The 13,730-nt window shown below is 68.2% G+C and carries 12 protein-coding genes; 3 read left to right on the top strand and 9 right to left on the bottom strand.

Translation table 11 applies throughout. The features are described 5' to 3' along the window. The first annotated feature begins 453 nt into the window (after positions 1 to 453). The gene (locus LDL21_RS01090) at positions 454 to 1,572 is read left to right on the top strand and encodes an alpha/beta hydrolase (protein WP_225279192.1); all 1,119 of its coding nucleotides are present in this window, start codon (positions 454 to 456) and stop codon (positions 1,570 to 1,572) included. Here LDL21_RS01090 and puuE read toward each other — a convergent pair. From puuE to uraD, 9 genes are all read right to left on the bottom strand, one after another. Continuing rightward, positions 1,528 to 2,472, bottom strand: coding sequence for an allantoinase PuuE (puuE, locus tag LDL21_RS01085; RefSeq protein ID WP_225278454.1), 945 nt, complete (start codon positions 2,470 to 2,472; stop codon positions 1,528 to 1,530). The two genes, LDL21_RS01090 and puuE, sit on opposite strands and share 45 nt — an antisense overlap. Then, positions 2,469 to 3,431 carry an allantoicase gene (alc, locus tag LDL21_RS01080; protein WP_225278453.1) on the bottom strand — a complete coding sequence of 321 codons (963 nt, stop codon included), beginning with the start codon at positions 3,429 to 3,431 and terminating at the stop codon, positions 2,469 to 2,471. The genes puuE and alc overlap by 4 nt, the downstream gene beginning before the upstream one ends. After that, complete coding sequence (locus LDL21_RS01075; RefSeq protein ID WP_225278452.1) at positions 3,428 to 4,678, bottom strand: DUF6986 family protein; 1,251 nt, start codon at positions 4,676 to 4,678, stop codon at positions 3,428 to 3,430. The genes alc and LDL21_RS01075 overlap by 4 nt, the downstream gene beginning before the upstream one ends. Continuing rightward, positions 4,675 to 7,716, bottom strand: coding sequence for a molybdopterin-dependent oxidoreductase (locus LDL21_RS01070; RefSeq protein ID WP_225278451.1), 3,042 nt, complete (start codon positions 7,714 to 7,716; stop codon positions 4,675 to 4,677). Before LDL21_RS01070 ends, LDL21_RS01075 begins: the two co-directional genes overlap by 4 nt. A 31-nt stretch (positions 7,717 to 7,747) precedes the next feature. After that, positions 7,748 to 8,599, bottom strand: a complete 852-nt coding sequence (locus LDL21_RS01065) for an FAD binding domain-containing protein (RefSeq protein WP_308017105.1) — start codon at positions 8,597 to 8,599, stop codon at positions 7,748 to 7,750. 220 nt (positions 8,600 to 8,819) lie between these two features. Next, positions 8,820 to 10,190, bottom strand: coding sequence for an 8-oxoguanine deaminase (locus LDL21_RS01060; protein WP_372462121.1), 1,371 nt, complete (start codon positions 10,188 to 10,190; stop codon positions 8,820 to 8,822). Positions 10,191 to 10,266: 76 nt separating this feature from the next. Beyond that, positions 10,267 to 11,139, bottom strand: a complete 873-nt coding sequence (pucL, locus tag LDL21_RS01055; RefSeq protein ID WP_225279190.1) for a factor-independent urate hydroxylase — start codon at positions 11,137 to 11,139, stop codon at positions 10,267 to 10,269. Positions 11,140 to 11,163: 24 nt separating this feature from the next. After that, positions 11,164 to 11,481 carry a hydroxyisourate hydrolase gene (uraH, locus tag LDL21_RS01050; RefSeq protein WP_067484762.1) on the bottom strand — a complete coding sequence of 106 codons (318 nt, stop codon included), beginning with the start codon at positions 11,479 to 11,481 and terminating at the stop codon, positions 11,164 to 11,166. Next, the gene (gene uraD / locus LDL21_RS01045) at positions 11,478 to 11,966 is read right to left on the bottom strand and encodes a 2-oxo-4-hydroxy-4-carboxy-5-ureidoimidazoline decarboxylase (protein ID WP_225278449.1); all 489 of its coding nucleotides are present in this window, start codon (positions 11,964 to 11,966) and stop codon (positions 11,478 to 11,480) included. The genes uraH and uraD overlap by 4 nt, the downstream gene beginning before the upstream one ends. Positions 11,967 to 12,025: 59 nt before the next feature. Between uraD and LDL21_RS01040 the strand changes: the two genes are divergently transcribed. Beyond that, entirely contained in the window at positions 12,026 to 12,688 is a 663-nt protein-coding gene (locus LDL21_RS01040) for a nucleotidyltransferase family protein (RefSeq protein WP_372462120.1), read from the top strand. 15 nt (positions 12,689 to 12,703) lie between these two features. Continuing rightward, positions 12,704 to 13,723: an XdhC family protein gene (locus LDL21_RS01035; RefSeq protein ID WP_225278448.1), complete on the top strand. Its 1,020-nt coding sequence runs from the start codon at positions 12,704 to 12,706 to the stop codon at positions 13,721 to 13,723. Positions 13,724 to 13,730 lie beyond the last annotated feature (7 nt).

Here is a 13,730-nt window from a genome sequence, read left to right as displayed (position 1 = left end):
CCGGCGGCTGAACGCTTTCGGTTGCACGGGTCGTACTGCTGAAGCAATTTGCAGGCTTGCTAGGACTAGCTAGGGCCTGAGGGGTGTACTTCCAAACAATGGCACACCCGGAAATAGCCGTCTACCTGTTGGTTGTGTGAATCTCAGCTAGGTTTGCCGCCGCTGTTGCTAACTTTGCGAAATTTGCCCTGTGATTGCAAGCGCTGCGGCTACCGATGGGTAGTGCTGACCAGGAGTTTTAGCATAACGCTCGTACTGTTAGCGATCTTCGGCCGGGTGCGTGCCGACGCCCCCGAGCCTTCCAGCCTGTGAGTCGTTTCACACACCACGCCGGGCGTCGGTCATGTGCGTGTCGTCACTGCCGAACCCCCGGCCGGCGTGTCACACCCGATGCGCACGGTGCAGAATCGGGCTGTCCGACGAAGGGAATGAGGGACCGTGCGCAAGTCGAGGATGCTGACGATCGCGGCGATGGCCGCGCTGACCGTGCTGCCGGTCGTTCCGGCGCACGCCGAACCCACCGGCGGACAGGTCGTCTCGGTGGAATCGCTGTCGGCCGCGGCGACGCTGCCGGGTTCCGCGCAGGCAGAGCGGTTGATCTACCGCTCCACCACCGCAGGCGATCAGCCGACGACCACCAGTGCCGCCGTGTACTTCCCGCCGGGCGAGGCGCCTGCTGGCGGCTGGCCGGTGATCGCCTGGGCGCACGGCACCGTCGGCCTCGGCGACGACTGCGCCTACAGCGTGGCCGGCCCGGCCGCCGTCGAACGCGACTGGGCCTACCTCGGCACCTGGCTGAAGCAGGGCTACGCGGTGGTCGCGGCCGACTACGCGGGTCTCGGCGGGCCGGGTGAGCACCCGTATCTGAACGGCGTCGTCGAGGCGCACAACGTGGTCGACGCGGTGCGCGCGGCTACGGCGCACTACCCGTCGCTGTCGAACAAGTGGGCCGTTGTCGGCCAGTCGCAGGGCGGCGGCGCTGCGGTGTTCACCGCCCGCTACGCCACCGAGTTCGGCGGCCCCGAACTCGACTATCGCGGTGCCGTCGGCACGGGCGTGCCCGCCTACATCGAGGACGTCATCGGGCTCGTCGGCCCGGGCGTGCCCCCGATCGCCCTGAGTTCGCACCTGACCGCCTACGTCCTGTACATCCTCAGCGGCCTGCGCACCACCTACCCCGACCTCGGCATCGACGGCCTGCTCACCGACACCGGCCGCACCTGGCTCGAGCGCGCCCAGACCGCGTGCATCGGGTCGCTCGGCGACGAACTCGCCGCCGCCAAACCGTCGGTGGGCAGCATGTTCGCCCGCCCGCTGTCGTCCATCCCGAACCTGCGCGGCCTGCTCGGCGAGTACATGGGCCTGCCCGAATCCGGCTACGACCGCCCGCTGCTGCTGGCCCAGGGCCTGCGCGACACCGACGTGGTCACCCCCGCGACCCTGCGCTACTTCGCGGTGCTCGAGGCCAATCGCCAGCCGGTGACCACCCGCACCTACCCCACCGACCACGACGGCACGGTCAACGCCTCACTGGTCGACTCGCTCCCGTTCGTCCGGGACCTGTTCGCCTGATCCGGCCGGATGCGTCGTTCGCCAGTGCTCGGCGATGTCGATGCGGCGCGTGATCCACACGTTCTCGTGGCATTGCACGTGGTCGAGGAAGCGTTCCAGGGCCGCGGTGCGGGCGGGGCGGCCCGCGATGCGGCAGTGCAGGCCGACCGAGAGCATCTTCGGGCTGCCCTCGGTCCCTTCGCGGTACAGCACGTCGAAGGCGTCGCGCAGGTGGGCGTAGAACTCCTCGCCGGTGGCGAAGCCCGCCGGCGAGCAGTAGCGCATGTCGTTGGTGTCGAGGGTGTACGGGACGACGAGGTGCTGCTGCCCGTGCACCGTGGTCCAGTAGGGCAGATCGTCGGCGTAGGAGTCCGCGTCGTAGACGAAACCACCGTGTTCGACGACCAATTCGCGGGTGTTGGGTGAGTCGCGGCCGGTGTACCAGCCGCGTGGCGGCGCACCGGTGAGGTCGGTGAGGATGCGCACGGCCTCGGCCATGTCGGCACGTTCGGTGTCGCGATCGACGAGCTGATACGACTGCCAGCGCAGACCGTGACAGGCGATTTCGTGGCCGAGTTCGAGAAAGGCCGCGACCGCTTCGGGATTGCGTTGCATCGCGCGGGCGACGGCGAAAACGGTGAGCGGGATATCGCGCCGTTCGAAGGCACGCAGTATCCGCCACAGGCCGGCGCGCGAACCGTATTCGTAGAGCGATTCCATGCTCATGTGCCGGTTCGGGAAGGCTTCGGCCGGTGTCATCTCGGACAGGAAGGTTTCCGAATGCGGTGAGCCGTCGAGGACGTTGTGCTCGCCGCCCTCTTCGTAGTTCAGCACGAATTGCACTGCGATCCGGGCGCCGCCGGGCCATCGCGGGTCCGGCGGAGTGCGGCCGTAGCCGATAAAATCGCGTGGCCCGGTCATGCGGACAGCTCGCCGTAGAGCCGCAGGCGGGCCAGGCCGCCGTCGGGGTAGATGTCGAGGCGAACCTCTTCGACCGACGCGCCGGCGGGCGTGAGGGCGAACCGGTGGCGGGTGTCGGGCAGCAGGTCGGTGCGCGGCATGATCTCGACTTCGGTTCCGTCGCTGGTGAAGCCGGTGAGGGAGGCGGCGCCGGGGCTGTTGCCGAGGAAGCAGGAGGTGTCGATCTCGGCGAGCCGGATGGCGCCGGGGCCCGCGAGTTTGATGCGAACCCAGTCGTTTCCGTCGTCGCGACGGCGCGCGGTTTCCCAGCCGTCGCCCATGACGCGCGCCTGGCCGGGGTAGAGCAGTTGATTGGGTGAGCTGTAGAAGCGGTTGGAGCAGTCGAGAACCAGGGCACCGTTCTCCAGAGCGGCCAGGTCGAGTGGGCCGAGGCCGAGCAGCGCCGGGTCGGGTCTGCCCTCGCCGTGGACCCGCAGCCGGGCGACGCCGCCGTCGGGGTGCATGGTGAGTTTGACGTGGGTCCACCGGTTTTCGTCGTCGATGGTGAACGGGGTCCGGCAGTCGCCCGCGACCTTCACCCGATCGAGCAGCGGCACCCAGTCGGTGCGTTCGGCGATCTGCTCGGCGGTGGGGTAGCCGTCGATCGCCAGCGCCGACACCGACACCTCGGGTGGGTAGTTGCCCTTGAACCAGGCGGTGTCCACCACGATGCCGCGGATCACGCCGGGCACGCCGAGGCGGACGATGGCCGAATCGTCACCGGGTCTACCGCGGTGGCGGCGGGTTTCCCAGCCGTCATAGATCTGCCCCTTGTGCCCGAAGGTAGCGGGCCGGTATTCGGCCGGGCCGGGGTTGACGAGGTTTTCCTTCTCGGCGAAGAACTCGTCGTTCGCCCAGATCACCGACCCGCCGAGCGGGCGGACCGCCAGGTCGGGCAGGTGGGTGAAGTCGTCGGTCATCGGGTCTCCCGTGCTTCGGTGTTCGCTCGGCTCGACCACCGGCGGGTCATCAGGTCCACGAGGGTCTGTTCGGTGAGTTCCGGTGCGCGGGTGCGTAGCTCGTCATCGCCGACGGCACCGCAGTGCAGGGCGCGCATCACCGTTGTCGACAGGGCTTCGGCGGTGGCCGGCTCGTCGACCACCCCTTCCTGGCCGCGACCCAGGTAGGCCTGCAGGCGTGGGACGGCCACCTCGGTGGCGGTGCGGAAGAAGTTGTGGGTGGCCAGCCAGCGGGTGACCAGGTGGCCGGGATGCATGTCCCAGCCCTGGTAGTAGCCGCGGCGCAGAGCACGTTCCACCAGGCGGTAGTGGTTGGTGAAAGCGAATTCGGGGTCGTTGCCCGGCACTATCTGGGTGGAGCCGTCGCAGATCCACACGCCGGTCTGGGCGGCGGCGACCTGCATCACCGTCTTGGCGTGGTCTGCGGCCGGATGGTCGAGCGCCTGGTCGGTGGCGGCGATTCCACAGGCGGCGGTGTAGTCGTAGGTGCCGAAATGCAAGGCACTGCAGCGGTTGTCGGACAGGGCGAGCATGCGGGCGATGGGGGCTGTGCCGTCGGGCGCGATGATCGCCTGCGGGCTTTCGATCTGCAGTTCGAAGCGCAGGGTGTGGTCGGGAAGTCCGTGGGCGCGTTCGATGCCGGAGCAGATGTCGACAATGGCCGAGACCTGTTCGGCCGCTCGGATTTTCGGAACGGTGAAGAGGAATCCGGGTAATACGTCGGCGACGCCGTCGAGCACCAATTCCAGTGTCCGTAGCGCTCGCCTGCGTTCATCCTTCGCCAGCCCCTTGATCCGGATACCGAACGAACCGGGTGCGCCGGGCTTTTCGGCCATCAATGCCAAGGTCTTTCCCGCTGCTGTCGCGGCGGCGTCTTCCACCTCGTCGGCGCGGAAACCGTATCCGTCCTCGAAATCTATCCGCAGGTCCTGCACCGGTCGAGTGGATAGGCCTGCCCGGACCGCGGGAAGGGAATCGGTGGTGTCGAGACCACCGAGGAAGTCGGCATGGCGATCCAGCAGTTCCAGCGCCGTGGCGCCCCATTCCGCTGGGGTGTCGGCGGTGGCACGGTCGGCCGGGACATACACCGTGTGCACCGGTTGAATCCGCGTCCCCTGACCGGGATATCGCAGCCGCAGTTCCGCGTCGACGGAATCGAGGACTGCGTCGACGCGTGCCCGGATGTGTTCGGGCAGTCGGGTATTCACTCGGCCGTTCCTTTCCTCGCGAGCCGCCAGATCCGGTCTGCGGTCATCGGTAATCGGTCGGGTCTGACATCGATGGCGTCGCGGATCGCGTTCGCCAGGGCCGGGGCCACCGGGTTGTAGGGAGACTCACTCATCGATTTGGCACCGAGCGGGCCGAGCGTGTCACTGGTTTCGGCGAAATACACCTCCGTGCGGGGCAGGTCCGCGAATTGCGGTACGTGGTAGTGCCGCAGGGTGCGGGTGGTCACCACACCCGCGTCGGTGCGCATGTCTTCGTAGAGCGCGGTCCCGATGGCCTGCGCGACACCACCTTCCACCTGACCGCGCAACTGCACCGGATTGAGTACGGTGCCCGCGTCGGCCACCTGGATGGATTGCAGAATCCGCACCTCACCCGTCGCGGGACGCACGGCTACCCGGAAGGCGTGCACGTTGAAGCTCACCGATCGCGGTGTGCCCGAATGGGTTCCGTGGGCGACGAGGTCGCCGTCGGCGAGGAGTTGTGCGGCGGTGACGAGTTCGTCCCCGCAGCGCACGCCACCGGCCTCCAGCACGCAATCCCGTTCGGGATGGCCGCTCACCTTGGCGGCTCGCGCCAGCATCATCGCGTGCAGTTCCAGTGCGGCGGCATAGGACGCCTTGCCCGCGACCATGGTGCCGGTCGAACCGAAAGCGCCGGTGTCGTGCCCGACGAGGTCGGTGTCGGATTGGCGGATCACGATCCGGTCGGCGGATGTCGCCAGGGCGGTCGCGGCGAGCTGGGCGTGGACGGTGGTGGTTCCATTCCCGAATTCCGCTGTGCCCACGCTCATCTCGTAGCGTCCGTCGACGAGCAGGTGCGCCGTCGCGTCGGCATGATGGCCGCGCGGTGGAACGGTCGCGATCATCGCCACCGCCGTTCCCTCTCCGACGCGCCAGTCGGGGCCGGGCGCCTTCGCACCGTTGCCGCGACGCAGCGCCCGCTGGGCGGTGTCGAGGCACTGGTCCAGGCCGTAACTGCCGAAGGTGAGGTCGCTTTCGTCGACTTCGGCGCCGGTGAACCGGTCGCCTGGAACGACCACATTGCGCCTACGGAAATCGAACGGGTCGACGCCGATTCGGCGGGCCAGTTCGTCGATGGCGGACTCCACGCCGAAGATCACCTGACCGAGCCCGTAACCGCGGAAGGCGCCGGAGGGAATGTTGTTGGTGTACACCGCTTGTGCGTCGACTCTTTTGTTCGGGCACCGGTAGACAGCCACCGATTCACCGACGGAATGGAACAGCACACCCGCACTGTGGTTGCCGTAGGCACCCGCGTCGGCGAGCACGTCGACCGACAATGCGGTGAGCAACCCATTCCTGTCGGCGGCGGCAGTGACCTCCACCCGCATCGGGTGACGGCAAGTGGCAGAGGTGAATTCATCGGTCCGCGTGAATTCGTATTGCACCGGATGCCCGGTGCGCAGGACTGCGAGCGCGATGAGGTCTTCGACCAGCATCTCCTGTTTGGCGCCGAACCCGCCGCCGACCCGGGCCGCGAATACCCGCACCCGGTCGCGGTCCAGGCCGAACAGGTGGCACAGTTCGTCGCGAACCAGGAACGGGACCTGGGTGCTGGTGCGCAGTACGAGCCTGCCGTTGTCGTCGAGCCAGCCGATTCCGCCGTGCGTTTCCAGGTGCACATGCTGCACGCGCGGCGAATGCCAGACACCACGGACAACGTGCGCCGCTTCTTTGATTCCGCGATCGAAATCGCCGACACCACCGTGTATTTCAGCGATCAGGTTGCGTTGCGGGTCGGCGATACGCGCGGAGTCCGGCTTGTCCCCGTGCAGCTTCGGCGCGTCGTCTCCGAGCGCTTCCGTCGGCTCGAACACAGCAGGCAGAACGTCGTACTCCACCCGCAATGCCCGCACCCCCGCCCGCGCCGCATCGAGCGTCTCCCCCACCACCGCCGCCACGCGCTGCCCGACGAAACGCACCGTGCGATCGAGGACGAAGGTGTCGTCGGGATCGTCCTCCCGGAATTCATGCCGTGCCGTGGAAAACGCCACCCCCGGCGCGTCTGCCGACGTCAGCACCGCCCGCACGCCGGGCACAGCCTCGGCCTCCGCGATGTCTATCGACACCACCCGTGCATGCGCGTGCGGACTGCTCAACACCGCGATATGCCAAGGCGCCACCCCCGGGCCCCGCTCTTCCCCCACCCCGACATCGAACGTGAAAGCCTCGCCGCCCCGCACAACCCGTTCCCCAGCAGGCGCCCCCACACCCTTACCGACCTGCCCCGCCCCGAACTCCTCGCCCCGCACCCGCTCCGCGACCGCCCGCACCTCACGGCCCGCCACCGCAGGACCCTCCCCCGCGGACGCCGTCGTCACACCTCCGGCACTCCGCCGCTGCCCATCGTGCGGGCGCACGGAGGAGGCATCGGCAGGTACTCCAACTCGTGCCTCCATACCGGGAGGCTGTTCAAGGGGGGCATCGCCAGGCACTCCAGCTCGTGCTTCCACACCGGGAGGCTGGCCAAAGGCGGCATCGCCAGGCACTCTGACTCGCGCTTCCACACCGGGAGGCGGTTCAGGGGTGGCCTCACGAGTTGTGCACAGTGGTGCACACACGGTGAGGGCGTCGGTAATGGCTCGGTAGCCCGTGCAGCGGCACAGGTTTCCTTTCATCAACTCCGCGCGCTCGTCCTCGGTGATTTCCGAATCGGTGCGGTCGCGGAGTAATCCGGTGGCGGTGACGACCATTCCGGCGGTGCAGATGCCGCATTGGAACGCGGCATTGTCGACGAAACTGCGCTGCACGGCATTCGGTCCGCCTGCACCGGAAAGACCGGCGGCAGTGGTGACGGTGCGGTCGGCGGCGCGGTGGGCGGGGATCAGGCAGGAGTGCACCGGGGCGCCGTCGAGCAGGACCGAGCAGGCGCCGCAGTCGCCGGAATCGCAGCCCTTCTTCACCGCGAGAGTGCCCTGCTCCCGCAGCAGGGTCCGCAGGCACTGGCCCGGCCTGGGTGCCGTTTCGACGACGCGGCCGTCGACTTCTAGCCGCACGGTCCACCTCCCTCGTACCGGGTCGCCGGGTTCACGACCGGCCCTCCGCCAGGTCGGCGACAACCTCGGTCGCCAGCAGGTGGGTGACGTGTCTGCGCCAGTCCGGTGCGCCGTGTGGATCGTCGAACCAGATGTTCGGTGGGATCTCGGCGAGCGCGGAGGCGAGCGCGTCCACGCTCGGCGGACCGCCGAACTCCAGGACGACAGGCCGGGTCGTCGCCGCCGTGATCGTCAGTGCGCAGGCGTCCGCTGTACGCCTGCCCATCACAACGCAACCGGAACGCCCGAGCGGAGCCAACGCGATCTTCCGAAAACTGATGCGCGCGTGGAGATTACGCACCGGGACGACGAAGGAGCGAACCACCGATCCCGACGGCAGCACATTCGTTCCAGGGCCGGTCACGAAGTCGCGCAACGCGATTCGCCGGTCACCACCCTCACGTGGCCACACCACCGCGTCAGCGTCGAGCGCGACCAGCGCGCCGAGTACGGCACCGGCGGGCAGGGAGAGGCATACGTTTCCGCCGACCGTCGCCGTGCGCCAGATCTTGTGCGAGGCGAGCAGAGCCCGGCATGCCCGCGCGAACAATTCCGTCCCTGGCCAATCCGGCCGCAGGGTCTTCGAGCCGAGTTCCTGACCGGGACGCGCACCGGCGAACTCGGCGAGCGTGCAGGTCGCGGCGATTTCCAGGCCCTCGGCGGTCTCGACGAGCGACGGCCAGCCCAGCGTGGTGATGTCGATCAGCCGGTCGAGGTGATCGTGGGGTTCGGAGTAGAGGAAGGTCCCGCCGGCCAGCACCGCGCTCCCCGCCCCGACCTGCGCCAAATCGGCGCGCCGGCGAGCGAGCACCACCTCCCGCACGGTATCCAGATCCACATCCACCTCGCTTACCTCACCAGCCACACTAGGGGCGGCGAGTTGCCACGATGTTGCGCGACACCCACTCGAGATTGCGCCACGGTAAACCCGATATCCACCCTCCAGTGTGCCCCTCCACCCGCGTTCCGCACCTGGTCGCCCGATCACCACCCTGTGGTGGCGGCATCGGCCGAGTAGGTCCCACCACCAGCGCGTGGTGATCTTGATCGGCGCGTTCCGGGGATCAGGCTCCGGCGAGGAGGGTGGCCTGGGCCTGGGCGACGTCGGCGCCGACGGCCGCTTCGTCGACCGTGGTGACCACGCCGTCGCGGACCACCTCGCGACCGTTCACGAACAGGGCGGCCAGTGGCGGTGCGGAGCCGAGGATCAGGGCGACGACCGGGTCTTCGATGCCCGCGTGGGCGGGGGTGTCGAGGCGCCAGAGGGCGAGGTCGGCGAGTTTTCCGGGTTCGATCGAGCCGATGTCGTCGGCCCGGCCGAGGACGCGGGCACCGCCCATGGTGGCGAGTTCGAGTGCCCCGCGCACCGTCATCGCCTGGGGGCCGCCGACGGCCCGGGCGTAGAGGAGGGCGTTGCGTGGCTCCTCGATCAGCGAACTCGATTCGTTGCTGGCCGCGCCGTCGACGCCGAGGCCGACGGGAATGCCCGCCGCGACCAGGTCGGCGGTGCGGGCGATGCCCGCGCCGAGGCGGCCGTTGGAGGTCGGGCAGTGGGCGATGCCGGTGCCGGTGCGGGCCATCGCCGAGATCGCGTGGTCGTCGAGGTGCACGCCGTGGGCGTACCAGACGTCGTCGCCGAGCCAGCCGAGCCGTTCCATGTACTCGGTGGGCGTGCAGTCGAAGTTCTCGCGGCAGAAGTCCAGCTCATCGACGGTTTCGGCGAGGTGGGTGTGCAACCGCACCCCGGCCGAGCGCGCCAGGGCAGCCGATTCGCGCATCAGATCGGCGGTCACCGAGAACGGGGAACAGGGGGCGAGGCCGATGCGCACCATGGCGTCGGGCGAGGGGTCGTGCCACTGCTCGATCGCGGTGGTGCTCGCGGCGAGGATGTCGTCGATGGACTCGACCACGTCGTCGGGCGGCAGCCCGCCCTTGCTCTGCCCGAGGTCCATCGACCCGCGCGTGGGATGGAAGCGCAACCCCACCTCGGCGGCGGCCGCGATCTCGGCGGCGAGCAGGTCGCCACCACCGTGCGGGAACAGGTAGTGGTGGTCGGCGGAGGTGGTGCAACCGGTACGGGCCAGCGACACCAGAGCGCCGGTCGCGGCTACCCGCACCGACTTCTCGTCGATCCGCGCCCACACCGGGTACAGGGTTTTCAGCCATTCGAACAGGGTGCTGTCGGCGGCGAGCCCACGGGTGATCCACTGGTAGAGGTGGTGATGGGTGTTCACCAATCCCGGCGTGAGCAAGCAACCCCGCCCGTCGATCCGCGCGGTCTCCGGACCGAACGCCGGTGCCCTGCCTTCCCCGAGCGCTTCGATCCTGTTGCCGCGCAACGAAACCCACCCGCGCCGATATTCGGTCCCGGAAGCGTCGACAGTGACTACCGCACACCCGTCGACAACCAGATCCGGCGCGCTCACCGCGACCACCTCGCCCCACTACGCATCGCACGCACGACCGTCCCGGGACCCGCCGCGCCGCCGACGGCGACCACACCCCGCCCGCTCACGCCGACCACGCCGTTCCGGCGTCGGGTGCGTCCGCACGCTGCAAGGTCGCGTGGATCGAACCGTAGGGTCGGTCGGCGGCCCAGAACACCTCACCCTTGTTCTCGATATCGAATCGGTCGAGGTCGTAGTCGAAGTGGTGTTTGTTCGGGGCCGACAGGCGGATCTCGGCGAGCGTCGGGAAACGTTCCAGCACAGCGGTTCCCATCGCGTAGAGGGTCTGCTGCAGTGCGCGGGAATAGGTGGTGGCGAACAGTTCCAGCAGGGTGGCGCGGATACCGGCGAACACCTCGTCCCAGTCGATGCCATCGATGTCGGCGAATCGCCAATGCACGTCGAGGGAGGTGGCCAGGACGCGATCGTTCGTGGGCGCCAAGGTGGTGTATTCGTCGACGAGGAAGTCGGCGAATTCCGACCCGGTCGACTTGAGCAGCACGAGATCCTTGATCCCGCCGATCAGCCAGGTTCCGGCATCGGCGGCCGTCACCGCCACGATGCGCACCTCAGGACCCTGCCGCACCCAGGTGTGATCGTGTTCGGCACCGTTGATCGAAACCCGCTGCCAGCCATAGGATTCGACATCGACGCGAGCGCTGCTGACCGGCTCGACGGTCTCGTGGAAATGCCTCGCCAACGCGATCGCGTAATCCTCGACGGTGTCGAGACCGACCTTCTTCGCCAAGGCGAAGGCCGTGTTCTTCTGCGTATCGGTCGGCAGCACCTGCCGCTGATCGCCCTCGGTATAGGCCGCCTCGAAGTCACCCCGCAGGGTGGTCGTGACATTCACATCGCGGATCTCGTGGCGTGCGTTCTCCCGGTAGAACCGCACCACCCGGTTCTCGGCCTTGCCGTATCGGTTGTCGGTCAACATGATCGGGCCGGTCAGTGCCACGGCTCAACTCCCTCGGTAGGTCGAATAGGCGAACGGCGAAAGCAGCAGCGGCACATGCAGATGCGCTTGCTCGCCGACGGTGAAAGCGATACAGACCTCCGGGTAGAACGTCTCGACGCCCTGAGCCGCGAAGTAACTGCCGGTATCGAAGTACAACTGGTATTCGCCCGGATTCAGCCCGGCGGCGAGCTCTTTCACTCGCCCGTCGGCATCGGTCAATGCCTCGGTGAGCCGCAACTCACCGCGCATCAACCACACGGCGACCCCCTCGGCGGGGACTCCGCGTACGGCATCGAGCACATGCGTGCTCAGCCCGGTCACGACGCCACCAGCTGGATAAGGCGCAGCAGATTGATTTTCGCCAATTCCCTTCGCATAACCTGCCTTTCGGTCGTCGGATCGTTTTCCAGACGTGCCCGCAGCACGGCGAGCAATTCCTCACCGTCGCGGCCCGCCGCACAGACCAGGTAGATGTGCCCGAACTTCTCCTCGTAGGCCCGGTTGCCCTCCGCCAGCCGTGCGCGCACGTCGTCGCCGGTGACGCCGGACTGCTCGTGGGCGGCGGTGCCGGTGGCGCGGTCACCGATGCGAGGGTGCCCGGCGAGCGCGGCATCGATATCGGCCTCGCTGAGCATGTCGACGGCCACGTCGGCGGCATCCAGCAAGGACAGCAGAGTCGGGTACGGCCGGGCGGCGGCGATGGCCCGCGCCCAGCGCGGCGACGAGCAACAGGCAAGCAATGCCTGCTCAGCGGCGTCGTCGGGCAACGAGTTGAAGCCCGCGAGTCCGATCGCTTCCCTAGTCATCGATCCAGCATCTCCCCAATGTCGGCGGCCCGCCACTCGAGCCGACCGCCGACGTACCCGTGTCGTCGCCCGCGCGCTCCCCGGCCGTAATCGACCGGCAACATTGCGCCATTACCTTCACCTGCATGCCCCGGATCGAAGCGCTCACGCACGACTCGTGCGCGGGCATCGTCCTCGCGGCGGGCGCCGGAACCCGCTACGGCAAACCCAAGGCACTCGCCGAAAACGGTGCCTGGCTCACCGCCGCGATCACTGCCTTGCGAGACGGCGGCTGCGACCCGGTGATCGTGCTGCTCGGCGCCACCGGCCCCGACCCCGCGGCACTGAACCTGCCACCCGGCACTCGATGGCACTGGGTCGCAGACTGGGCCAGGGGACTGTCGGCGACGGTGCGCGCGGGGTTGGCCGAGGCGGCGCGGGCAGGTACCCGATATGTGGCCTTCCGGCCCGTCGACACCCCCGATATCGGTGCCGAAGTGGTGGCCCGAGTGCTCGCCGCGGCCCGCGAGAATGAGAGCGGTTTGGCTCGTGGTGTGTTCCACGACACTCCGGGCCATCCAGTTGTGATAGAGAACAAGCACTGGGAAGCCATTTACACTGCCGCCGTTGGGGATGCGGGGGCAGGTTCCTATTTGGGTACCCGACAGGATATGGTGTGCGTCACGTGCGACGACTTGGCGACAGGGGCCGATCGCGATTTCCCGGAAGTCGACGCACGGTGATCGGAGATTTGAGATATGCGCGATATCGTCGATGACCTTCTGCGAGTGTGGCATTCGGGCGCTACCGGCGGCCTGGCAACGGTAGTCCGCACCATCGGAACCAGCTCCCTGCCGATCGGTTCGGCAATGCTCGTCACCCCCAACGGCGGAGTCTTCGGATCCATCGCGTCGGGCAGGCTGGAAGAAACCGTGTACGAGGCGGCGATGGAAGCCGCGCGCACCGGCATCCGGCAACTACGCCGCTACAGCACACTCACCGGGCTGGAATCGTCCTCCGACGACGGCACCCTCGTCGACATCTTCGTCGAACCGTTCTCCTGCCGCGATTTCCCCGAATTCCCCACCGTCGCCGCCGACATTCAGGCCCATCGCCGGGTCACCGTGTTCACCGTGGTGTGGAACCAGGATCCCGACGTCATCGGCCAGCACCTGATCACCGACCGTAAACACGCCACCGAGCTGGTCGCCCTGCCCGAGTCGGACCTGTTCGTCGCCTCCTACTGCCCGCCGCCGCGCCTGCTCATCTTCGGCGCCAACGCCTACGCCGCCACCCTGTCCGCCCAGGCGCGGATGATCGGCTACCGGGTGAGCATCTGCGATTCGCGCCCCGAGTTCGCCGACCCGGCGTCGTTCCCCGGCGCCGAGGTGGTCGTCGACTGGCCGCACCGCTACCTGAACACGCTTTCCGCCGCAGGCGAAATCGACAGCAGCACAGGCATTGTCGTGCTCGCCAACGAGCCGCGCTTCGAGATTCCCCTGCTCACCGTTGCCCTTCGCCTGCCCGAGCTCGGCTACCTCGCGGCCCTCGGCACCCCCGCCGACCAGGCCCGTCGCCTCGACGACCTGCGCGCGGGCGGCTTCGACGAGCCGACCCTGTCCCGGCTGCACGTCCCCGCCGGGCTGGAAGCGGGCCCACGCACCCCCGCCGAAACCGCCGTCTTCATCACGGCCGACTTCCTCGCCTCGCGCGCAGGCCTGCGCCTGGCCGCCCACCGAGACTTCGACACCTCGACCTCGGTGGGCATGGCGATATAGATCGCGG

The organism is Nocardia rosealba (genome assembly GCF_020216065.1).
GTDB lineage: Bacteria > Actinomycetota > Actinomycetes > Mycobacteriales > Mycobacteriaceae > Nocardia > Nocardia rosealba.
This window is presented reverse-complemented; position numbering and strand designations above follow the sequence as displayed.